The sequence below is a fragment of the Streptomyces sp. NBC_00210 genome (assembly GCF_045160975.1).
GTDB lineage: Bacteria > Actinomycetota > Actinomycetes > Streptomycetales > Streptomycetaceae > Streptomyces.
Map to the genome: position 1 here is coordinate 3762846 of NZ_CP108120.1, position 20641 is coordinate 3783486.

At 69.7% G+C, this 20641-nt stretch carries 22 protein-coding genes; 10 read left to right on the forward strand and 12 right to left on the reverse strand.

Annotated features, from left to right (window positions below; genetic code table 11):
• Positions 1 to 56: 56 nt before the first annotated feature.
• The 3 genes from OG729_RS17040 to hemL all read right to left on the reverse strand — a co-directional run bounded on the left by OG729_RS17040 (position 57) and on the right by hemL (position 3515).
• A complete protein-coding gene (locus OG729_RS17040) occupies positions 57 to 1295 on the reverse strand; it encodes a hypothetical protein (protein WP_405806891.1) in 1239 nt (412 codons plus the stop codon).
• A gap of 232 nt (positions 1296 to 1527) precedes the next feature.
• Positions 1528 to 2202 (reverse strand): histidine phosphatase family protein, encoded by a 675-nt coding sequence (locus tag OG729_RS17045; protein ID WP_360874370.1) that lies wholly within the window; start codon positions 2200 to 2202, stop codon positions 1528 to 1530.
• The gene (hemL, locus tag OG729_RS17050; protein ID WP_405806892.1) at positions 2199 to 3515 is read right to left on the reverse strand and encodes a glutamate-1-semialdehyde 2,1-aminomutase; all 1317 of its coding nucleotides are present in this window, start codon (positions 3513 to 3515) and stop codon (positions 2199 to 2201) included. Before hemL ends, OG729_RS17045 begins: the two co-directional genes overlap by 4 nt.
• A 274-nt stretch (positions 3516 to 3789) precedes the next feature.
• Here hemL and OG729_RS17055 point away from each other — a divergent pair, with 274 nt between their 5' ends.
• On the forward strand, positions 3790 to 4350 hold the full coding sequence (locus tag OG729_RS17055; protein WP_360874495.1) for a hypothetical protein: 561 nt from the start codon (positions 3790 to 3792) through the stop codon (positions 4348 to 4350).
• Between the two features lie 186 nt (positions 4351 to 4536).
• Here the strand turns inward: OG729_RS17055 and OG729_RS17060 are convergent, their stop codons facing one another.
• Positions 4537 to 5115, reverse strand: coding sequence for a TIGR03086 family metal-binding protein (locus OG729_RS17060; RefSeq protein ID WP_405806894.1), 579 nt, complete (start codon positions 5113 to 5115; stop codon positions 4537 to 4539).
• 64 nt (positions 5116 to 5179) lie between these two features.
• Between OG729_RS17060 and OG729_RS17065 the strand changes: the two genes are divergently transcribed.
• A complete protein-coding gene (locus OG729_RS17065) occupies positions 5180 to 6013 on the forward strand; it encodes a DUF6597 domain-containing transcriptional factor (RefSeq protein WP_405806896.1) in 834 nt (277 codons plus the stop codon).
• Positions 6014 to 6036: 23 nt separating this feature from the next.
• On the opposite strand, the gene OG729_RS17070 is transcribed toward OG729_RS17065, so the two are convergent.
• Positions 6037 to 6657: a hypothetical protein gene (locus OG729_RS17070; RefSeq protein WP_360874380.1), complete on the reverse strand. Its 621-nt coding sequence runs from the start codon at positions 6655 to 6657 to the stop codon at positions 6037 to 6039.
• Positions 6658 to 6702: 45 nt separating this feature from the next.
• Between OG729_RS17070 and OG729_RS17075 the strand changes: the two genes are divergently transcribed.
• From OG729_RS17075 to OG729_RS17085, 3 genes are all read left to right on the forward strand, one after another.
• Positions 6703 to 7236, forward strand: coding sequence for a GNAT family N-acetyltransferase (locus tag OG729_RS17075; RefSeq protein WP_360874383.1), 534 nt, complete (start codon positions 6703 to 6705; stop codon positions 7234 to 7236).
• A gap of 241 nt (positions 7237 to 7477) precedes the next feature.
• Positions 7478 to 8323 carry an SDR family oxidoreductase gene (locus tag OG729_RS17080; RefSeq protein WP_405806898.1) on the forward strand — a complete coding sequence of 282 codons (846 nt, stop codon included), beginning with the start codon at positions 7478 to 7480 and terminating at the stop codon, positions 8321 to 8323.
• A 12-nt stretch (positions 8324 to 8335) separates the two neighbouring features.
• Positions 8336 to 9070, forward strand: a complete 735-nt coding sequence (locus tag OG729_RS17085) for a Mut7-C RNAse domain-containing protein (protein WP_405806900.1) — start codon at positions 8336 to 8338, stop codon at positions 9068 to 9070.
• A gap of 47 nt (positions 9071 to 9117) precedes the next feature.
• On the opposite strand, the gene OG729_RS17090 is transcribed toward OG729_RS17085, so the two are convergent.
• Entirely contained in the window at positions 9118 to 9564 is a 447-nt protein-coding gene (locus OG729_RS17090) for a MarR family winged helix-turn-helix transcriptional regulator (protein ID WP_360874498.1), read from the reverse strand.
• Between the two features lie 103 nt (positions 9565 to 9667).
• Complete coding sequence (locus OG729_RS17095; protein WP_360874500.1) at positions 9668 to 10240, reverse strand: TetR family transcriptional regulator; 573 nt, start codon at positions 10238 to 10240, stop codon at positions 9668 to 9670.
• A 105-nt stretch (positions 10241 to 10345) separates the two neighbouring features.
• Between OG729_RS17095 and OG729_RS17100 the strand changes: the two genes are divergently transcribed.
• Positions 10346 to 11821 carry an FAD-dependent monooxygenase gene (locus tag OG729_RS17100; protein WP_405806901.1) on the forward strand — a complete coding sequence of 492 codons (1476 nt, stop codon included), beginning with the start codon at positions 10346 to 10348 and terminating at the stop codon, positions 11819 to 11821.
• A 144-nt stretch (positions 11822 to 11965) separates the two neighbouring features.
• On the opposite strand, the gene OG729_RS17105 is transcribed toward OG729_RS17100, so the two are convergent.
• Positions 11966 to 12448 (reverse strand): hypothetical protein, encoded by a 483-nt coding sequence (locus tag OG729_RS17105; RefSeq protein ID WP_360874395.1) that lies wholly within the window; start codon positions 12446 to 12448, stop codon positions 11966 to 11968.
• An 80-nt stretch (positions 12449 to 12528) separates the two neighbouring features.
• Complete coding sequence (locus OG729_RS17110; protein ID WP_405806902.1) at positions 12529 to 13467, reverse strand: DMT family transporter; 939 nt, start codon at positions 13465 to 13467, stop codon at positions 12529 to 12531.
• A gap of 80 nt (positions 13468 to 13547) precedes the next feature.
• Between OG729_RS17110 and OG729_RS17115 the strand changes: the two genes are divergently transcribed.
• The 3 genes from OG729_RS17115 (at position 13548) to OG729_RS17125 (ending at position 15710) form a co-directional block, all read left to right on the forward strand.
• Positions 13548 to 14495 (forward strand): LysR family transcriptional regulator, encoded by a 948-nt coding sequence (locus OG729_RS17115; protein WP_405806903.1) that lies wholly within the window; start codon positions 13548 to 13550, stop codon positions 14493 to 14495.
• 43 nt (positions 14496 to 14538) lie between these two features.
• Entirely contained in the window at positions 14539 to 14874 is a 336-nt protein-coding gene (locus tag OG729_RS17120; RefSeq protein WP_405806905.1) for a YnfA family protein, read from the forward strand.
• A gap of 71 nt (positions 14875 to 14945) precedes the next feature.
• Positions 14946 to 15710, forward strand: a complete 765-nt coding sequence (locus OG729_RS17125) for an SDR family NAD(P)-dependent oxidoreductase (RefSeq protein WP_360874403.1) — start codon at positions 14946 to 14948, stop codon at positions 15708 to 15710.
• A gap of 135 nt (positions 15711 to 15845) precedes the next feature.
• Here the strand turns inward: OG729_RS17125 and OG729_RS17130 are convergent, their stop codons facing one another.
• Entirely contained in the window at positions 15846 to 17084 is a 1239-nt protein-coding gene (locus tag OG729_RS17130) for an FG-GAP-like repeat-containing protein (RefSeq protein ID WP_405806907.1), read from the reverse strand.
• A 33-nt stretch (positions 17085 to 17117) separates the two neighbouring features.
• Positions 17118 to 18266 (reverse strand): FG-GAP-like repeat-containing protein, encoded by a 1149-nt coding sequence (locus tag OG729_RS17135; protein WP_405806908.1) that lies wholly within the window; start codon positions 18264 to 18266, stop codon positions 17118 to 17120.
• A gap of 270 nt (positions 18267 to 18536) precedes the next feature.
• Here OG729_RS17135 and OG729_RS17140 point away from each other — a divergent pair, with 270 nt between their 5' ends.
• Positions 18537 to 18830: an amphi-Trp domain-containing protein gene (locus OG729_RS17140; RefSeq protein ID WP_405806910.1), complete on the forward strand. Its 294-nt coding sequence runs from the start codon at positions 18537 to 18539 to the stop codon at positions 18828 to 18830.
• 60 nt (positions 18831 to 18890) lie between these two features.
• Here OG729_RS17140 and OG729_RS17145 read toward each other — a convergent pair whose 3' ends face one another.
• Complete coding sequence (locus OG729_RS17145; protein WP_360874414.1) at positions 18891 to 20504, reverse strand: MFS transporter; 1614 nt, start codon at positions 20502 to 20504, stop codon at positions 18891 to 18893.
• Between the last annotated feature and the right edge of the window lie 137 nt (positions 20505 to 20641).

Below are 20641 nucleotides of genomic sequence, written 5' to 3' on the forward strand. Positions count from 1 at the left end.
GCATGGCCGTTCCGGGGATCTTTCCGCGACCCCCTGGGTGCCCGTAACGCACCTTGTCAAGCTGCCTTAAAGAATGAGTTCCAGCCGCCGGCCGGCGACTGACCGACCTCGAGCGTACGAAGCTTGGCGAGCACCTGCGGGTCCTGGACGTCGAGCCAGTCGCAGAACTGCCGGAACGAGACCAGCCGTACGTCCTTCTTGCCGGCCATGCCCTTGAGAGCCTCCTCGACGGCGTCCATGTAGATTCCGCCGTTCCACTGCTCGAAGTGGTTGCCTATGTAGAAGGGCGCGCGATTGGACTCGTAGGCCCGATTGAATCCGGCGAGGTAGGCCTCGGCGGCCTGCTTCTTCCAGCCGGGATAGCGCTCGGGCATGCCCTTGGTCGAATTCTGCGACTGATTGGCGAGGATGTTGTAGTCCATCGAGAGCACCTCGAAGGAGTGCCCCGGGAACGGCATCTGCTGGAGCGGCAGATCCCACAGGCCCTGACGCTTGACGGGCCACGTCTGGCGGCCGCCGGGCGAGCTCGCGTCGTAGCGCCAGCCGAGCTTCTTCGCCGTGGGCAGCAGCTTGTCCTGGCCGAGCAGACAGGGCGTGCGGGCGCCGACGAGTTCCTTGCGGTAGTCGAAGGGCAGCGGATCGATGTCCGTCCAGCCGGTGTTCGTACGCCACTCGGTGACGAACTTCACAGCCTGGTCTATCTCGTTCTGCCAGTCCGCGGGCGACCAGTTGCCGACCGATCCGGAGCCGCCGCAGAAATGCCCGTTGAAGTGCGTGCCTATCTCATGGCCGTCGAGCCATGCCTGGCGTACGTACTTCAGCGTCTCCTTGATGTGACCGTCGGTGAGATAACCGATGTCGGACGCGCCGATGCCATTGTTCGGCGGGCGGTAGATCGTCTTCTTCGACTCCGGGAGCAGATAGAGCCCGGAGAGGAAGAAGGTCATCGCCGCGTCGTGATTCTTCGCCAGTTCGAGGAAGCGCGGGAAGAGACCGTTGCCGACCTCGCCCGCACCGTCCCAGGAGAAGACGACGAATTGCGGGGGCGTCTGGCCCGGCTCAAGCGGAACGGGCTTCGGCGGCTGGTTGGGCTGCTTTCCGGTGTCGGACGTGGAGCCGTCACCGATGGGCCGGCCCTCGGGCTTGGAGGGGGACGGCTTCCCCCCGTCGCCATCCTTGCCCGATCCGGTATGTCCGCCTACGTCCAGACCGGACGAGCCGCAGCCCGCGATCGAGATCGCGGCCGCGGCTCCAAGTCCCGCCCCCAGCAAGCCCCTTCGGCTGATGTCACGCATATCTGTGTCCCCCGTCCCCCGCTCTCCCGGGTCGGGAGAGCCCGTCCAAACCTCAATGGTTTAGATGCCAAACGGAAGACGGGGGTTCCGAAAGACTCGCACTCGTTTTCGTGGGCGTCCGTGAGGAACTGCTCACGGACTACTCGCGGATGATCACCGAACTGCGGGTCCAACTAGGCGCCGTTCATTGCGCCGTACTACGCGCCCTACTGTGCGCCGTACCTGCGCCGCGCTATGCGCCGAATGCTTTGGCCTTGCCCTTCACGGGCTTTGCACCGGCGAGAAGATGCGCCGGAACAAGATCACGCGCGGGCTCGCTGTAACCGACGGAAACAATCCGGTCGCCGTGATACGTGAATGTGGTCAGCGATGCCAGAGTGCACTGCCGCCGTCGCGGGTCGTGCCAGAGCCGGCGCCGCTCGACGAAACTCCGCACGATCCAGATCGGCAGCTGATGGCTGACGCAGACGGCCTCGTGGCCGCGGGCCGCGTCCCGCGCCGCCTCCAGCGCACCCGTCATCCGTACGACCTGATCGACGTACGGCTCCCCCCACGACGGGCGGAACGGGTTGGTCAGATGCCTCCAGTTGGCCGGCCTGCGCAGCGCCCCGTCGCCGACGCCGAAGGTCTTGCCCTCGAAGACATTCGCCGCCTCGATCAGCCGCTCGTCGGTGTCGAGAGTGAGGCTGTGGCTCTTGGCGATGGGCGTCGCCGTCTCCTGGGCGCGCTCCAGCGGCGAGGAGACGACATGGGTGATGTCGCGGTCGGCGAGATGCTCGGCGACCCGGTCGGCCATCTGCCGACCGAGTTCGGAGAGGTGATAGCCGGCCCGGCGGCCGTAGAGCACACCGTCGGGGTTCTCGACCTCGCCGTGCCGCAGCAGATGGACCACAGTGATCTCGCTCACGCCGACACCTCCGTCGCTTCGGCGGCCGCGCGGGCGGCGGCGGGCAGCGCGGCGGCGATCCGCTCGATCGCCCGATCGTCGTGGGCGGTGGAGACGAACCAGGACTCGAAGGCCGAGGGCGGCAGATAGACACCCTGGGCGAGCATCGAGTGGAAGAAGGCGGTGAAGCGGAAGGACTCCTGCTTCTTCGCGTCCTCGTAGTTCCTGACCTCCGAGCCGGTGAAGAAGACGGAGAACATGTTGCTCGCCGTCTGGAGCCGGTGGGCCACACCCTCCTTGCCGAGCGCCTGCGTCACAAGATCCCGGATCTCGGCCGAGACGGCGTTGACCTTCTCGTACGCGGCGTCGTCCAGCAGCCGCAGCTGCGCCAGACCGGCAGCGGTCGCGATCGGGTTACCGGAGAGCGTGCCGGCCTGGTAGACGGGACCGGCCGGGGCGAGGTGCGCCATGACGTCCCGGCGGCCGCCGAAGGCCGCCGCGGGGAAGCCACCGCCCATGACCTTGCCGAAGGTCATCAGATCGGGTACGACGCCGTCGACGCCGTACCAGCCGGCCTTCGAGGTACGGAATCCGGTCATGACCTCGTCGGAGATGTACAGCGCGCCGTTCTTCGCACAGGCCGCCTTGAGGCCTTCGTTGAAACCGGGCAGCGGCGGTACGACACCCATGTTGCCCGGCGACGCCTCGGTGATCACACAGGCGATCTCACCGGGGTGCGCGCGGAAGGCCTCGTGCACCGCTGCCAGATCGTTGTACGGCACCACGATGGTGTCCCCGGCCTGCGCGCCCGTGACTCCCGGGGTGTCCGGCAGCGCAAAGGTCGCCACGCCCGAGCCGGCGGCGGCGAGCAGCGCGTCCACATGGCCGTGGTAGCAGCCGGCGAACTTCACGATCTTGGTCCGGCCGGTGAAGCCGCGCGCCAGCCGGATCGCGGACATCGTCGCTTCGGTACCGCTGGAAACCAGCCGTACCTGCTCGACGGGGTCGATCCGGTCCACGATCTCCTCGGCGAGTGTGACTTCCCCCTCGCCGGGCGTACCGAAGGAGGTGCCGCGGGCGACCGCCGACTGCACCGCCTCGATGACGGCCGGGTGGGAGTGCCCGAGGATCATCGGCCCCCACGAGCAGACAAGGTCGACATATTCGCGCCCGTCCGCATCGGTAAGGTATGGGCCGTTTCCGGACACCATGAACCGGGGCGTACCACCCACGGCTCGGAAGGCGCGGACGGGAGAGTTGACGCCGCCGGGCGTCACGAGGGACGCGCGGTCGAAAAGCGACTGCGAAACTGGGGCTTCGTATGAATACGCCACTTTGGTCCTGATCTGCGATTCGGGTGTTCGGTGGGGCCGGGAGAGAGGATCTCGGCCACCGGTGAGCAGGGAGCGCGGTCTCCTCGTATTACGAAAGGGCGTCACCCCGCTCGCGTCTGCGAAACTGGGGCGACATTGGGAAAGCTCACGGAATCCATGGTGTCAGAGGCCCCGACGTTCTTGCGGACTGGTGTTTCACAGTACGTTCGTGGGGGAGGTCACTGTCACGATGATCGGGTTGCGCGGCGGGGGCTGCGAGTGGTCGGGTGGAGATATGCATCGCGGTGGCGGACTGGGCGAGGGGACCGACGACCTGGGTCCTGAGCCTGCCCGGCGTGGAAAGCACCGGCGAGGCGACGCGGGTGCGCACGAGCCCTTGGGAAGCAGGAGCGGCCGAGTGGGGGTGACCTACAAGTATTTCGGTGCGCCTGACGGAGCCACGGCCGCACGGGTGCCGATTTCGATGCGCCCGGAGGAATTGGGCGGCGACGAGCTCGGCATGGGCGGGATGTTCGCCAAGATCAAACCGGAGACGATAGCCGCCATGGTGCTGACCGGCATCCAGGGCATGCCGCTGAACAAAGTGCCGCCGCTGGAGCTGGTGGTTCTTCACCCCGACTATGCGGTGGTCAAGCTTCCTATGACGGTGGTCGACCCGCTGCGGGACATCGGCGAGGAGTCCGTGGGTGCGGCGGCCTTCATCTGGTCGACGGTTCCGGACCGGGGCGGCCCGCGCGACGCGTTCAATGTGTACCAACTGCTGCACGAATGGCAGGATTTCAGCCATCGTCTGCATGAGGCGGGGCACCAGCCGTACTGCCTGGTGTGGCCCTGAGCCGGCGCTCCCGCGGGGCGCAGGTGCCTGAGCGAGCCGCAGATCGCGCGGTGGCGCGCCCCGCCGGGTGAAGCCGAGCGCCGCTTGGTGAGGCCGCCGCCCGGTCCGTCGCGGGCTACTCGGGCTGCCGGGCTGCCGCGTTGCTCAGGTTGCCGGGGCCGCCCGGGTTGCTCGGTCCGACGTCGGCTACTCGGGCCGCTTGGGCTGCCAGTGCGGGTCACGGCCGGTCAGGGCGAGCACCCGGTCGAACGGAGACGCGTCGTCCCCCACCTCGACGGGCTCGCCGAACACGCCGCCCTGCCGCGCCATGGGCGCCATCTGTGCGAGCGCGGGCCCGATCTCGTCGACCACGGCAGGATCCGGCGTGAACTCCTGCCCGGTGGCGCGCGCCAGGTCCCAGGCGTGCACGGTCAGATCGCCCAGCGCCATGTTGCCGACGGTCCTGGCCGGGAAGCCCATGCTCCCGGTGGTGCCGTCCTCGGCACCGGGAGCCGCCCACGCCGCGACGAGTGCGGCGGTCTCGTCGGCGAACCGGCCCCGCCAGTCGCCCTCCATGTAATGCGGCTCGGAGGCGAAGTCGGAGTCCTGCTTCGCGGCCAGCTTCTGGAAGTTGATCACCACCTGGATGAGGTGGTCTGCCAGGCTGCGTACGTCGTACTCGACACACGGCGTGGGGTCGGCCAGCCGGTCGTCGGCGATGCCCCGCACAACCGGAACAGCACGCTCCGCCGCCGCGTCGAGCAGCTCACTGATGGTTTTCGTCATCCCTCGACGGTAGGACGTCACAGGCATCCTGCGTCTTGAACAAACGCGACATAGGATCCGCGTCATGGTCGGTCCGCGACGCGACACCAGGGGAATCGTCGAGGCCCGCGAGCTCTTCGCGCGGGTCGATTTCCGCCGCCGGGAGCCCGCTCCCGAGCTGCGCCCGTATCTCGAGCACTACTGGCTCATCGACTGGGACCTCGCGGAGCCGTACGCATCCCATGTGGTGCCGCATCCGTCCGTGAACGTGGTCTTCCAGAGGTACGGCGACGAGCCGGCGTGGGGCGAGGTCGCGGGCGTCGGCCTGGGGCTCTTCACACAGAAGCTTCAGGGCCGGGGGCGGGTGTGCGGGGTGCAGTTCCGCCCCGGCGGCTTCCGGCCGTTCGCGCCCCGGCGGCCGGTTTCCGACTGGACGGGGCAGCGGGTGCCGGTCGGGGACGTGCTGGCGGGCGCGGATGCCCGGACGGCGGGGGCGATCGTCGGGCCGGAGGCGGAGGACGCGCGGGTGGCCGCTCTGGACGGCTTCCTGCTGGGCCTGGAGCCCGCGGCGGACCCACAGGCGCTGCGGGCGATGACGCTCGTCGACCTGGTGCGTACGGACCGTACGATCCGGCGCGTCGCCGAGCTCGCGGCGGCGGAAGGAATGTCGGCGCGTTCGCTGCAGCGGCTCTTCGCGGCGTACGTCGGCGTCGGACCCAAGTGGGTGATCCTGCGCTACCGCATCCATGAGGCGCTTGAGCGTGCCGAGTCGGGCGAGGATCCGGCGGTCGAGGGTGCGCCGGACTGGGCGGAGCTGGCCGCCGAGCTCGGCTACAGCGATCAGGCGCATCTCGTGCGGGACTTCACCGCGACGGTGGGCGTGCCGCCGACGGCGTATGCACGCCAGGCCCCGGGATAGCCCTCAGCAGCTCTCGGTAGCCCTCAGTAGCTTTCGGTGACGCCGACCGCGCCTGTTCCACCCGCTGCGGCGTACCGCAGCACCCGCAGCGGCCCGTCCAGCAGCGTGCGCGCATCGAAGCCGGGGTCGTCGCTCATGGCCGACATCCAGGCGTCGATCCGCGTGAGGATCTCCGTACGGCGGGGCCCGTGAACGGCGAGCACGGACTCGGCGTGCGGGAGGACGGCCCGTACTTCGGCTGCGGTCAGCAGGAAGTCGCCGAACCAGCCGGGGAGCCGGGCGGCAGCCTCCGCCCCGAGGCCGTAGCAGAGGGCGGTGGCGGGGTCCCCCTTCCGGGCGGCGGCGACAAACGCAGCGCTGCCTTCGGCCGTGCGGAGGAGGTCCATGCTCGCCTCCTTCATCGCGGTCACGGCCGGTGCGCTCGGGCCGCCACTGCGCGCGAAGGCGGCGAAACGGAGGGCGGCGGGCGTGGGTTCGGGCGTGAAGTACGGCTCGCGGTCGCCGCCACTCAGCCACCACGTCAGGTCATCGGCGTAGCCGGGAGGCGTGGTCCACTCCCCCTCCAGGTGGGCGAAGCGCCGGGGCAGGGCGGCGACTTCGGCGTCGGGGACGGCACCGATCGCCCACACACCGGTGAAGCTCATCCTCGTGACCCCCGGTCGTCAGACCTGCGTCTTACAGTGCGTGACATGGAGATCAAAGCACCGGAGGTACGGATCGAGCCATGGTCCGAGGACGACTTCGACCTGCTGCGCGCTGCGAACGCGCCGGAGTTGATGACGCACCTGGGAGGCCCGGAGACGGAAGAACAGCTGATCACGCGGCACGAGCGCTATGTGGAGCTGAGCTCCGACCGTACGGGCAGGGGCCGGATGTACCGCATCGTCCTGGTGGAGACGGGCGAGGCGGCCGGCACGGTCGGCTTCTGGGAGAAGCCGTGGAACGGACAGCAGGTGTACGAGATGGGCTGGGGCGTCCTGTCCGCCTTCCAGGGCAGGGGGATAGCGACAGCGGGCGCGGTGGCCGTGGTCGAGGAGGCGCGGGCGCAGCACAAGCACCGCTATCTGCACGCGTTCCCGCCCCCTGAGAACGGCCCCTCGAACGCGGTGTGCAGGAAGGCGGGCTTCGAGCTGATGGGCGAGTGCGACTTCGAGTACCCGCCGGGCAACGTGGCGACGTCGAACGACTGGCGGCTGGACCTGCGGGCAACCCCGCGAGGCTAGGTTCTGTCCGGTCCATCGGGCCGGACAGGGCCCCGGGGCCTGTCTTCCGGATCTTGCCGGGCTCGCTCGCGCGCTTTATGTGCTTGACGGGCAGGTCCTCTTCACGGATATTTATCTGCGTCACGCAGATTCTGCGCAACATCGCCTAATTGAGCGTTGCGACTGCGCGCCCCTGCCCTCGGAGCGACCTCTCCGCGCCCTGCGAGCCGCACCGCACACAACTCCCTTAAGGAACCTCACCATGACCGTGCTCGTCACCGGCAGCCGCGGCAAAGTCGGCTCCACCCTCATCACGCTCCTGCAGCAGGCCGGAGCCGATGTCCGGGCCGCATCCGCCGCCCCCGAGAAGCTCAGCCTGCCCCCGGGCGTCAGCGCCGTGAAGTGCGCGCTCGACGATCCCGCGACCTTCCCCGCCGCCCTCGACTCCGTCACCTCGGTGTTCCTGTACGCCGAGCCGTCGCACATCGGCGCCTTCCTCGACGAGGCCGTGGCCGCGGGCGTCGAGCACATAGTGCTGCTCTCGTCGAGCTCCGTCCTCGACCCCGACGCCGCGGACAACCCGATCGCCGCGTCCCATCTCGCGGTCGAGCAGGCGCTCGCCGCCTCGCCCGTCGAGAGCACCGTCCTGCAGCCCGGAGCCTTCGCGGGCAACGCGCTCCAGTGGCGCTGGGCGCTGGAGTCCCAGGGCGCGATCGACCTGCCGTACCCCGGCAGTTACGGCGATCCGATCCACGAGCGGGACATCGCGGAAGCCGCGCTCGCGGTGCTCACCCAGCCGCGGCTGCGCGGCGGCACGTACCACCTGACCGGCCCCGAATCGCTCACGTTCACCGAGCAGCTCACGATCCTCGAACGCGCCGTCGGCAGCCCCTTCCCCTTCAACACCGTGACGCGCGAGGCCTGGAAGGAGTCCATTGCCGGGTACATGCCCGGCGCCTTCGCCGACGGACTGCTCAACTACTGGGCCTCGACCGACGGTTCGCCCGCCCCCCTCACCACGACCGTCGAGGAACTGACCGGCCACCCCGCCCGCACCTTCGCCCACTGGGCCGAGGAGAACGCGGATGCCTTCCGCGCCGCCCGATGACATGCTGGCGGCGTGAACGGACCGGAAATCCACCTCAGCGTCGCCCCTGAGCTGCGCCTCTTCATCCCGTCGGAGCGCCGGCAGGGGCGTACGGCCCTGGTCACCGACGGATCGTCGACGCTCGGCCATGTCGTCGAGTCGCTCGGCGTCCCGCTCACGGAGGCGGGCCGGCTGCTCGTCGACGGCCGCGAGGTGGCCGTCTCCCACATCCCGAGCGCGGGCGAGAGCGTCGACGTGTACGGCGTCGAGCGGCCGCAGCAGGTCCCCGGCGCCCCGCTCCGCTTCCTGCTCGACGTCCACCTGGGCACGCTGGCGCGGCGGCTGCGGCTCCTCGGCGTCGACGCCGCGTACGAGAACGAGGACATCGGCGACCCCGCGCTCGCCACCCTCTCGGCGAAGGAGCGGCGGGTGCTGCTCTCCCGGGACCGCGGGCTGCTGCGGCGACGGGAGATCTGGGCAGGGGCGTACATCTACAGCGACCGGCCGGACGACCAGCTCCGTGACGTACTGGAGCGGTTCGCACCCGCGCTCGCGCCGTGGACCCGCTGCACGGCATGCAACGGCCGGCTGGCGAAGGCCGACAAGGACTCGGTCCAGGACCAGCTGCAGCAGGGCACCCAGCGCTCGTACGACGTATTCGCGCAGTGCACGGCCTGCGACCGGGTGTACTGGCGGGGCGCGCACCACGCCCGTCTGCAGGCCATCGTCGAGGAGGCCGTGCGGGAATTCGGCGGGGCCGCCGCATAGTTCAGCGCTGCGTGCCGGACAGGGCCTGACCCGCGCCCTCGGCCGGGTCAGAGCTCGCCACCCCGCAGGCGCTCGATCTGCGCGGCACTGAGCTCCACGGTCCGTCGCATATGGGCGGTGAGGAGGGCGATCTCCTCGTCGCTGTACGCGTCGAACATGGCGTACCAGGAGCCGTTCAGCTTCTGCCACACCGCGCCGAACTCCGCCATCCGCTCGGGCACCAGGGTCACAAGCACCCGCCGCCGGTCCTCGGCGTCGCGTTCACGCGTGACGTACCCGGCCCGCTCCAGCCGGTCGACGAGCCGCGTCGCGGACCCGGTGGTCAGCCCGGTCAGCTCGGCGACCCGCCCGGTGGTGACAGGACCCGGTTCGAGCCCCAGCAGATTGAGGCACTGCAGATCGGTGGGGTGCAGCCGCAGATGGTCGGCGAGGGCCTGGTTGAACAGGGCGTACGAGGCCATGTAGCGCCGCGAGGCGGTGGACAGCTCGTCCATCAGCCTGCCGCGCCCTCTCGGCAGCGCATCGCGCCCGGCCGGCAGTTCTTCGCGCCCGGCCGCGTTCTTCTGCGTCATGCAGAGATTGTACGGAGCAAATGCTCTACGGCTCCTCCGCCGTCAGATACCGCTGAATCGTGGGCGCCAGCCAGGCGATCACCTCTTCTCTGGGCATGTCGGCGGCGGGTGGGAAGCGGAGCACGTACCGAGCGAGCGCCATCCCGAGAATCTGCGAGGCGGCGAGGGCGGCGCGGCGGGGAGCCTCGGCCGGGTCGGGGCAGATGGCGGCGGCGACGGGCCCGAGCTGACCCTTGAAGATCTCCTGGGCCCGCTCGGCGGCAGCGGCATTGGTGACGCTCGCCCGCAGCAGCGCGGTCAGCACCTCGTCCTGCTCCCACCGGTCGAGGAAGTGGGAGACCAGGACCGCGCCTATGTGCTTGGCCGGCAGGGCGCCCAACTCGGGCAGGCGCAGATCGAATTCGGAGGCGGCGGCGAACAGCCCCTCCTTGTTGCCGTAGTAGCGCATGACCATCGACGGGTCGATGCCGGCGTCGCGGGCGATGGCGCGGATGGTGGCGCGCTCGTACCCGTCCGCGGCGAAGCGCTCGCGCGCCGCTTCGAGGATCGCGGCCCGGGTGACATCGGAGCGGCGAGGACCGCTCGGGGCTTCCGTCATCATGCCAACAACTGTAGGCCAACAGGTGTTGACATGCCAGGCCTGACGGCTCTACATTTGCCAACAAGCGTTGACCAACAAGCGTTGGCACCCCAGGAGGCAGCCATGAACGGCAAGCCCGGCACCGAAGGAACGACCGGCACGACCGCGGCCCGGCGCGCCGCGGAGGCCGCCCGCACCGGCGACATCACCGACGTCCTCGTCGTGGGCGCGGGCCCCACCGGCATGCTGCTCGCGGGCGACCTCGCCGCCGCGGGCGTGTCCGTCACCGTCGTCGAGCGCCGCCCCCACGAGACGAGCAACATGACGCGGGCGTTCGGCGTGCATGCCCGCACGCTGGAGCTGCTGGACTCCCGCGGACTCGCCGACGAGCTGGTCAAGAAGGGCACGCCCATCACCGGCCTGCGGCTCTTCGGCCGGCTCTCGCTGGACCTGTCCCGGCTGCCCTCCCGCTTCCCGTATCTGCTCATCACCCCGCAGTACGAGGTGGAGCATCTGCTGGAGCGCCGCGCGCTCTCGACCGGCGTGACCTTCCGGTACGGGACGGAGCTGCTCGGCCTGGCCCAGTCCGCCGACGAGGTCACCGCCGAGGTCCAGGACGCCGACGGCACGCGCAGCACCCTGCGCGCCCGCTATCTGGTCGGCACCGACGGAGTGCGCAGCGCCGTGCGCCAGTCCCTCGACCTGCCGTTCCCGGGCGTCTCCGTGATCCGCTCCATCGTCCTCGCGGACGTGCGGCTCACGGATGAGCCCGAAGACCTCCTCACGGTCAACGGCGCGGGCGACGCCTTCGCCTTCATCGCCCCCTTCGGCGACGGCTGGTACCGGGTCATGGGCTGGAACCGCACGCGCCAGGTCCCCGACAGCGAGCCCGTCGACCTCGACGAGGTGCGCGAGATCGCCCGCCTCGCCCTCGGCACCGACCACGGCATGCACGACGCGCGCTGGATCTCCCGCTTCCACAGCGACGAGCGCCAGGTCGCCAAGTACCGGACGGGCCGGGTCTTCCTCGCGGGCGACGCGGCGCATGTCCACTCCCCCGCGGGCGGCCAGGGCATGAACACCGGCCTGCAGGACGCGGCGAACCTCTCGTGGAAGCTCGCCTCGGTCCTTCAGGGCCGGGCCCCCGACCCCGAGGCCCTGCTCGACAGCTACCAGTCGGAGCGGCACCGGGTCGGCGCGATGGTGCTGCGCAGCAGCGGCGCGATCGTCCGCCTCGCCATGGCCCACTCCCCGCTCCAGCGCGCCGCCCGCTCGCTGGCGTCCCGCTTCCTGAACACAGTCCGCCCCGCGGGCGCCAAGGCGATGGGCATGATCTCCGGGATCGGCATCTCATACTCCGCGCCGCGCGGATCCCACCGCCTCACGGGCAAGCGCGCACCCGACCTGGAGCTCGCCGAGGGCCGGCTCTACGAGCTGCTGCGCGAGGGCAGGTTCGTGCTGGTCGCCCCGCCCGGCGAAGCCCCCACGGCGCCGGCCGCCGCCCCCGGCAGCGTCATACGGGCGCACTGGGCGACGGACCGTAGCAGCGCGCTGCTGATCCGCCCCGACGGCTACATCGCCTGGGCGAGCGGACGCTGAACGGCCCGGCGGCAGGTGCCAGACATGGAGCCAGTCGCGGGAGCCAGCCGCAGGAGTCCAGGCCGAACGCCTTCGCACGCACCCAGGCCCACCCGTCCCCTGACACACCCAGGAGCCGTGATGTCCTCAAAGCCTCTGACGCACTCAGAAGACGTACGGGTCCCCGGTGGCCGGCGTGAGCACCTGATGCTCGTTGTTGGCCGGGTTCCGGTCGGTCGCGCCGCCGTTCCACTGGGTTCCGACGGTCATGACGACCTCGTCCCATGTACCGACGGTCCGCAGATCGAGCGTGACCCGGCGGCCGACGGCACCGGCTCGCAGCGGGCCCGTCGCGCACAGCACCAGTCGGTCGCTGCCCCACAGACACCCGGCGGGCAGCGCCCGGACAGCGGCCATGGGCACCGAGAAGGAGAGCCGCACGGTCGCGTCCGCGAGGCTCGCCGGACCATGGCTCTCGGTGACCAGCGAGACCCCGAGCCGCCCGCTCGTCAACGAGACATGGCCATGGTGCGCCACGTCCGCCTCCGGCGCGATCGTCCGGTCACCGGCGTTCGCGCTCGCTCCCGGACCAACCGCCATCACCACTGCGGCGCACACCGCCAGCAGGGTCTTGCGCGTCACACACATGACCAGAAGATACCTTTTATGCCTAATTACTCCTGACTTCTCGTCAGCCCCGGCGAGTCGGCCCGTGTCGAGCAGGCTGGTCAGACGCTGGTAGGTGCCGTTGTCCGGCGTGGGATCTCCTCGTTCCTGACGGCGCGGTGGGCGCGTTCGATGGCCTGCCCCCAGTACGTTCCGGCGACCATGAGGGCCGTGCCGAGGGCGGCGAGGAGGGTGAACCGTTCGCCACCAACGCCGATGCCGATCGCGACGGCCCAGACCGGTTCGGTGCCGAGCAGCAGACTCGCCCGGCTGGCAGAGCTGTGCTGTACCGCCCAGGTCTGGGCGAGGAAGGCGAACACACTGCAGAACAGGGCGAGATAGACGAGTTGGGCCAGAACTGCGGCATCGATCCGGCTCAGCGCCGGCAGGCCGCTCGCGGCGGGCACCGCGAACAGCGCCGAGCCGACAACCGTCTGGACGGCCGTGAGCTGCAGCGGCCGCACAGTGAGGCCCTTCGTGAGCCGTCCCACGAGCGCGACGTGTGCCGCGCGCACCACCGCGGCGGCGAGCATCAGTAGGTCGCCGATCCCAGGAGCATGGAAGCCGCTGCCGGACATGAGCAGTCCGACGGCCAGCAGGCACACGCCCGTGGCGACGAAGAAGCGCGCCGGAAGCCGGCCGTTGCCGGCTGTGCGGTCCAGCAGCGGGGTGAGCACGATGGTGAGGCTGATGATCAGGCCGGCGTTGGCTGCGCTGGTGTGCGCGACACCGTACGTCTCCAGTACCAGGACAGCCGCCTGTGTGACTCCCAAAAGCGCCCCGACACGGACCTCATCTCGTGTGCAGCGCCTGTGCCGGCGGCGGGCGGTGGCGAGGGTGAGGGTGAGGGTGAGGCAGGCGATCGCGGAGAACAGGTACCGCACGAAGAGGACTACCAGGACCGGGAGGGCGTACGTGGCCGTCTTCGCGGCCAGGTAGCTGGAACCCCAGACGATGGCGACAAGGAGAAGCACTGCGTCAGTGCGGCGGGCTTGGAACACGCCCCTACGCTGGACCAGCTCAACCCTGAAGCCAAGAGCGAGCTTCTTCATCAACCCTTAAGGTTCACTACATTGGGAAGATGAATGAACGGCAGTTGCAGATCTTGCGGGAGCTCGGTGAGCTGGGAAGTGTCACTGCGGCCGCCGAGGCGCTGTTGATGACTCCCTCTGCGATCTCACAACAGCTACGGCTGCTGCAACGCTCGATCCCCGTCTCGCTCACCGAACGTGACGGACGACGGCTGGTGCTTACCGATGCCGGGCAGGCCCTGGCCGACGCGGCGGTCGAGGTGGAGACCGCGCTGGCCCGGGCGCGGCACACCATCGACGAGTTCGTCGACCAGCCGGACGGAGGCGTGTCGGTGGCTGCGTTCCACAGCGCGGCCTCGGCATTCTTCCCGGTCCTGCTGCGGGGCCAGGCAGGCCCCGGGCGCCCGCAGCTCTCGCTCGCCGACGAGGACGTCGCGCAAGACCACTTCCCCCGGCTGACCCGCGACTACGACCTCGTACTCGCTCACCATCTGGACCATGCGCCTCCGTGGCCGCGCGCTGTCACCGTCACCACGCTGCTGCGTGAACCGCTCGACATCGCCATGCCGGCCGATCATCCGTTGGCCGCCAAACGACGCCTCACCCCGCGAGACGTCGCGGATCAGCCCTGGATCACCGTTCACGACGGCTTCCCCCTGATGGCCACCATCGACGCCATCGCGACTGCGGCGAACCGGCGGCTCGAAATCGCCCATCGCATCAACGAATTCGCGGTCGTTGCCGAAGTGGTCGCTGCCGGGGGCGGCCTGGCGCTGATGCCCCGCTGGACCACGCGTCCGCATCCCGCGCTGGTCCTCAAGCCTCTCAGCGGCGTACACGCCCGACGCCACATCGATGTACTCCATCGTCCTGAACGCCTCGCGCGAAGAGCCGTACGGACGGTGCTCACCGAACTGCACCGTGCAGCCGCAACGATCCAGAACCGAGACGTCAACGCGGATTCCGACGCAACAGCAAGCCCGGCCGACAAGAGCTGACCTGGTAGGTGTCGCGGGCGTCCGGCGTGGCACGCTGTGCCCCATGCTCGTCGTCCGTTCCGCCGCCCTCTTCCTGCTCGCGGCTCTCTTCGAGATCGGCGGCGCCTGGCTCGTCTGGCAGGGGTTCAGGGAACACCGGGGCTGGATCTGGATCGGCGCGGGCGTCATCGCCCTCGGCGCGTACGGCTTTGTGGCAACGCTTCAGCCGGAGGGCGAGTTCGGCCGCATCCTCGCCGCGTACGGCGGAGTCTTCGTCGCGGGCTCCATCGCCTGGGGCATGGTCGCGGACGGCTATCGCCCGGACCGCTGGGACGTGATCGGTGCACTGGTCTGCCTGGCGGGCATGGCGTTGATCATGTACGGCCCCCGGGGCCGCTGAGACCAGGCGCCGTCCGCCGGGCGGCCCGCCTATCCTGGCCGTATATCGATCACACGCGCGAGGATCAGGACATGACCGCCGCTGGGACCCCTGTCGCCGTCGTCACCGGAGCCAGCAGCGGTATCGGCGCCGCCACCGCACGCCAACTCGCCGCGGCCGGATACCACGTTGTCCTCACCGCCCGCCGCAAGGACCGCATCGAGGCGCTCGCCGACGAACTGAGCGGCGCGGGGCACCGGGCCACCGCGTACGCCCTCGATGTCACCGACCGCCCGGCCGTCGACGAGTTCGCCGCATCCCTGGAACGCTGCGACGTCCTCGTCAACAACGCCGGCGGCGCCCTCGGCGCGGACCCCGTCGCCACCGGCGACCCCGCCGACTGGCGTCAGATGTTCGAGGTCAACGTCATCGGCACCCTCAACACCACCCAGGCCCTGCTCCCGGCCCTCACGGCGAGCGGCGACGGCACGGTGGTGGTCCTCTCCTCCACCGCGGCCCACTCCACCTACGAGGGCGGCGGTGGCTACGTCGCCGCCAAGCACGGCGCCCGCGTCCTCGCCGAGACCCTCCGTCTGGAGATCGTCGGCACCCCGGTCCGGGTGATCGAGGTGGCCCCCGGCATGGTCAAGACCGAGGAGTTCGCCACGACCCGCTTCCGCGGCGACGAGGAAAAGGCCGCGAAGGTCTACGCGGGGGTGGCAGAGCCGCTCACCGCGGACGATGTGGCGGACACCATCACCTGGGCGGTCACCCGCCCCTCCCACGTCAACATCGACCTCCTGGTGGTCCGGCCCCGCGCCCAGGCCTCCAACTCCAAGGTGCACCGCGAGCTCTGAGACCGGCCCCCCGGACAGGGCTGACTCGGACGAAGAAGCAGCCCCCACCGAATGACCTCGGTGAGGGCTGCCTCGATCCGGCCGTTGGTGCGCCGCTGCGCCGGGGTGCTCAGCCCGGTCCGCCCGGCGCCCGCGTCAGAAGACGCGGACGTTGGGCGCGGTGTCCCAGCCCATGTCTGCGTTCGGGCCGCTGATCCCGCCGGCCCCGTTGCCGTGGTAGATGAACAGCTGGCCGCTGATGGGCCGCATGACGTCGGACAGCCCGTCGCCGTTCACGTCACCGGTGGCCATGACCGGCTCGTCGGCAGGCCAGGCGTACGGGAGCTTCTTGCGCGTGCCGAAGGCGCCCTGGCCGTTGCCGGGGTACAGCCACAGCGCCCGCGCTCCGTCGCGGGCCAGCAGGTCGGCCTTGCCGTCACCGGTCAGGTCGCCGGGCGAGGCAAGCCGGTTCATGACGTTCCAGCCGCCGCCGACCTTCTTGCGGACGCCGAAGGCACCCTTGCCGTTGCCCGGGTACGTCCACAGCGCCCCCGCGGTGTCGCGCGCGAGCAGATCCCGGCGCCCGTCGCCGGTCAGGTCTCCGGCCGCGCTGATCTCACGCATGGTGTTCCAGCCCGCGCCGACCTTCACCCTCGTACCGAAGGTGCCGTCGCCCCTGCCGGGGTAGAACCACAGCACCCCCGACTTGTCGCGGGCGAAGAGGTCCTCCCTGCCGTTGGCGTTGTAGTCGCCGTGGCGGACCAGCTGGGTCATGGCATTCCAGCCGCCGCCGACGAGCTTCCCCTTCGTGACCCAGTTGGCGTCGCCGACGCCCGACAGGAACCACAGCCGGCCGTCGTCCGCGCGCTCCAGGACATCGGCGCCGCCGTCGTTGTTCAGGTCGCCGAACTGGGCGACGGCTGGCAGCCCGGCGGGCCGCTTGGCCTCGGGCTGCTGGTACCAGTCCATCCACGGGACGCCCTGGAAAGCCTCGTACTCGGTCGTGGTGACTCGCATCGAGCTGATCTTGTTGTCGAAGCGGTTGTCGAAGGAGCCGTTGCCGAGGTCGACCGGGCCGTTGTGCGGACCGACGACGACGAAGTCGGGATCGGTGCCGTAGTTGGACTGTGGGTAGAGCGTCGCCCACAGTCCGCTGTTGTTGACGACCGACGAGATCTTGTCGTTCCACGTGCCGAGCGTGGGCTGGGAGGACGAGAAGTACTTCATCTCGCCCGTGTAGCCCGCGCCCGAGAAGACACAGAACTTGCCGGCGGGGCAGCGGGCGGAATTGTCCACGGCGGCCGCATTCGGGGCCGCCGTGACGAGCGTGGCCAGCGACGCGGCGACGGCGACAGCCGTGCCGAGGGCGCGCCGGCCCAGGGTGGTTCCGAGCATGAACCGAACTCCGTTTTCGATGCAGAAGACTGGTCAGAAGACAAAGTGGGTGGCCTGGACCGAGGCGAGCGTCTTCGGGGCCTTCAGGCCGCCGTCCGCCGCGCCTGTCCCCGGGTACACGCGGACGGAGCTCTGGCCCGGCGCGTGCGCAACCAGGTCCGGCCGCCCGTCACCGGTGACATCGCCCAGGCCGGCCAGCTCGGTGAGCCCGTTCCAGCCGCCGGTCCCGATGAGCTTGCGGGCGCCGAAGGTGCCCTTGCCGTTGCCCGGGTAGAACCACAGCTTCCCGGCGGTGTCGCGGGCCACGAGGTCGGCCCGCTTGTCGGAGTTCATGTCACCCGCGCCGACGAGCTCATTCATGACCTTCCAGCCGACGCCGACCTTCTGACGCACGCCGAAGGAGCCCCTGCCGTTGCCCGGGTACGTCCACAAGGTGCCCGCGCTGTCGGCGGCGAGCAGGTCGGCCTTGCCGTCACCGGTCAGGTCACCTGCGGCGACGAGGTCGCGCATGGTGTTCCAGCCGCCGCCGATCCTCACCCTCGTACCGAAGGCGCCGTCACCCCTGCCGGGGTAGAACCACAGCACCCCGGCGCTGTCCCGGGCGAACAGGTCCTCCTTGGCGTCCCCGCTGTAGTCGCCGTGCCGGGTCAGCTTGTTCATGGAGTTCCAGCCGGCCCCCAGAAGCCGGGTCTTCCCCGCGCTCTCGTCGACGTGGGAGGTCCACAGCTGCCCGAACTTGTTGCGGGAGAACAGATCGGCGTACCCATCGCCGTTCACATCACCGAAGGCGCCACTGACCGGCAGCCCGGCGGGCCGGGGCTTGGGCTGGTTGTCCCACTGGTAGACCGCGAACCGGCTCTCGGTCCCGCAGAAATCGTCCGCTTCGGGACCCAGGTCGATGGAGCTGACCGCGTTGTCGAGGTCGGGGCGCGCGCTCTCGTCGAAGGACACCTGCGACGGGTAGTAGTGCGTGGCACCCCACGGGTCGAGCCCCGGCTCGGGGTAGAAACACACCGGCCAGTCCGTGTAGTTCACGAACGAGCTGATCCGGTTGTCCCACGCCCCGAGCTTCAGCGTGCCCCCGCTGACGACCAGCATCTCGCCCTGGCCCAGCGGCTCGCTGAACACGCAGAGCTTGCCCCAGGCACAGCGGTCGTACCCGCTCGAGGCCTGAGCCGGCACGGTCGCGACGGTGGCGACAAGCCCCGCGGCGGCAACGGCCGTGAGCGCGCCACGAACGACGCGCGAAGAGAAGGAACGCACTCAATCCCCCCAGGATGTGCGCAATTTTCGAGCATGTGTTCTCGAAATGATCGAATGGCCGGATCATAGCGAGCCCCGGACCGTCATCGGCCCGGGGCTCGTCAGTGAGCCCGGCCATGAGGATGTCCGATCCGGCGCATGGCGTCAGAATTGGCGTTATCTGCTGTTTCTGCCGGATCGGAGACATCCATGAAGGACCTCAAGTTTGAGCAGAAGCGCTCGCTGTCACGCCTTGAGGCGGCTGATCAGCTCACGGCGCTCGGCGCCGCACTGAGGCACGGCGGTGATGCCGAGCTGGAACTCGGCCCCGGGAGGCTGAGCCTGCGGATCCCCGACGACCTTCGCAGCGAGATAGAGGTCGAGGTCGGTAACGGGGAGATCGAGCTGGAGATCGAGTTCAAGTGGCCGACCGCACCGACCCGGACAGCGCCGTCGCAGGCGGTGGCAGGCACAGGGGAGGCCCCGCGAAGCGAAGACCACTGACGCGAGACGCAAGACGCAAGACAAGAACGGTGCGCCGCTCCTGACGGCGATTGCCCGGCGCTACGGTTCCGTCGAGCCGGGCTGGGTGGTCGGGATCCGTTGGGTGAAGAACATCGCGAGGATGGCGGTCAGAGCGAGGATGGCGAGTGCGGCGCGCAGGCCGTCGATCCTCGCTGCCTCGTTCGCGTCGAGCGCGGCCTGGGTGACCTCCTCGCTCGTGCCCGCTTCGTCCAGGGCGTCCTTGAGCTGGGCGTCCGACAGGAAGGGCACGCCGCTTTGGAGTTCGACGGTCGCCCGGCTCTTGACGTCGGCCGGGATCGCCTCGTTCTGCTCGACGCTGGTCAGGAACGAAGTCGTCAGCGCGGCGATCAGGATCGACCCGGCGAGTGCCGTACCGATCGAGGCGCCGAGGTTGGTGACGGCGTTCTGGATGCCGCCGACCTCCGCGCTCTGCTTGTCCGGTACGGCGGACACCGTGACCGATCCGAGCTGGGACGCCAGCGCGCCCATGCCGAGCCCGATCAACAGGAGGGGGATGGTGACGATTTCCGCACCCGCGTCTGCGTCGAGCGCGGCCATCAGGACCACCGCACCCGCGAGCAACGCGAGGACCCCGAGCCGCACCACGCGCCGCGGCGAGACGTGCGGGAAGAGACGCGGGATCAGGATCGCGGCGGCCAGCAGTGTCAGCGAGAGCGGCAGGATGCGTGCGCCTGTCTTGAGCGCGGACAGGCCGAGTGCGACCGACAGGTAGAGCGGTACGACGAAGAACACGCCCATCTGCACGAGGTACTGGAAGAAGAACATCGTCAGGCCGCCGGTGAGCTGCTTGTTCCGCAGGAGCGCCGGGTCCACGAGGGGCTCCTTGCGCTGCTCCACCAGACGGGCCTCCCAGCGCAGGAAGAGCCAGATCAGCAACAGACCTGCAAGCATCAACCACACGACCAGCGAGATCCCCAGCCAGGAGGGTGCGTCGGGCTTCGGCCGGAACCAGCCCCATTCGTCCGAGCGGAGTACGCCGTAGACGAAGATCCCGAGCCCGAGGGCGGAGAGCACGGCGCCGACGAGATCGAGGCGGTGGCGTTGGCCGGTCGGTGCGTCGGCGATACGGCGGGCGAGCACCAGGATGCCGAGCACGATGACAACCTCACCGGCGAAGACCCAGCGCCAGGAGAAGTACGTCGTTGCGACACCCCCGATGATCGGCCCGACCGCGATCGCCACGGCTCCTGCGGCCGCGACGAGTCCGTAGGCGGCGGGGCGGCGTTCCACGGCGAAGTTGCCGGCGACGAGCGCCACGATCGCGGGCAGAATGAGCGCCGCCCCGACGCCTTCGAGGAAGGACCAGCCGAGCAGGAGCACAGGAAGGTTCGGGGCGAGCGCCGTCGTCAGGGACCCGCAGCCGTAGATGCAGCAGCCGATCATGAACGCACGCTTGCGGCCGATGAGCGCGCCGACCTTGCCGCCAGGGATCATGAACATCGCCATCACGAGCGTGTAGGCGGTGATCGCACCCTGGATCCCGGTCACCGTTGTGCCGACGTCGTCGGCCACCGTCGCGATCGAGACGTTCATGACGGAGCTGTCGAGCGCCATCAGGAACTGCCCGGCCGCGAGCGTCAGCAGGACGAGCCCTGCCTTTGTCGAATTCCCCGTGCCCGCCCTGGATGCCATGGGGCGCATCGTCCCAGCGCCCCCGGCGGACGGAACCTCGACCCGCCTCGGAGATCAACCGGTTGGCCGACGTTTCGCCTCGTGCTGCTCGCCCCAGGGGCCGAAGCGGTCGCGCCCGGCGACCTGAACCGAAGACC

Bases quoted from the DNA above. Each gene is read 5' to 3' on its own strand.
- OG729_RS17040 (WP_405806891.1), bottom strand. From the start codon at position 1,295: ATGCGTGACATCAGCCGAAGGGGCTTGCTGGGGGCGGGACTTGGAGCC.
- OG729_RS17055 (WP_360874495.1), top strand. From the start codon at position 3,790: ATGCATCGCGGTGGCGGACTGGGCGAGGGGACCGACGACCTGGGTCCT.
- OG729_RS17060 (WP_405806894.1), bottom strand. From the start codon at position 5,115: ATGACGAAAACCATCAGTGAGCTGCTCGACGCGGCGGCGGAGCGTGCT.
- OG729_RS17065 (WP_405806896.1), top strand. From the start codon at position 5,180: ATGGTCGGTCCGCGACGCGACACCAGGGGAATCGTCGAGGCCCGCGAG.
- OG729_RS17070 (WP_360874380.1), bottom strand. From the start codon at position 6,657: ATGAGCTTCACCGGTGTGTGGGCGATCGGTGCCGTCCCCGACGCCGAA.
- OG729_RS17075 (WP_360874383.1), top strand. From the start codon at position 6,703: ATGGAGATCAAAGCACCGGAGGTACGGATCGAGCCATGGTCCGAGGAC.
- OG729_RS17080 (WP_405806898.1), top strand. From the start codon at position 7,478: ATGACCGTGCTCGTCACCGGCAGCCGCGGCAAAGTCGGCTCCACCCTC.
- OG729_RS17090 (WP_360874498.1), bottom strand. From the start codon at position 9,564: ATGGACGAGCTGTCCACCGCCTCGCGGCGCTACATGGCCTCGTACGCC.
- OG729_RS17095 (WP_360874500.1), bottom strand. From the start codon at position 10,240: ATGACGGAAGCCCCGAGCGGTCCTCGCCGCTCCGATGTCACCCGGGCC.
- OG729_RS17100 (WP_405806901.1), top strand. From the start codon at position 10,346: ATGAACGGCAAGCCCGGCACCGAAGGAACGACCGGCACGACCGCGGCC.
- OG729_RS17105 (WP_360874395.1), bottom strand. From the start codon at position 12,448: ATGTGTGTGACGCGCAAGACCCTGCTGGCGGTGTGCGCCGCAGTGGTG.
- OG729_RS17115 (WP_405806903.1), top strand. From the start codon at position 13,548: ATGAATGAACGGCAGTTGCAGATCTTGCGGGAGCTCGGTGAGCTGGGA.
- OG729_RS17120 (WP_405806905.1), top strand. From the start codon at position 14,539: ATGCTCGTCGTCCGTTCCGCCGCCCTCTTCCTGCTCGCGGCTCTCTTC.
- OG729_RS17125 (WP_360874403.1), top strand. From the start codon at position 14,946: ATGACCGCCGCTGGGACCCCTGTCGCCGTCGTCACCGGAGCCAGCAGC.
- OG729_RS17130 (WP_405806907.1), bottom strand. From the start codon at position 17,084: ATGCTCGGAACCACCCTGGGCCGGCGCGCCCTCGGCACGGCTGTCGCC.
- OG729_RS17140 (WP_405806910.1), top strand. From the start codon at position 18,537: ATGAAGGACCTCAAGTTTGAGCAGAAGCGCTCGCTGTCACGCCTTGAG.
- OG729_RS17145 (WP_360874414.1), bottom strand. From the start codon at position 20,504: ATGGCATCCAGGGCGGGCACGGGGAATTCGACAAAGGCAGGGCTCGTC.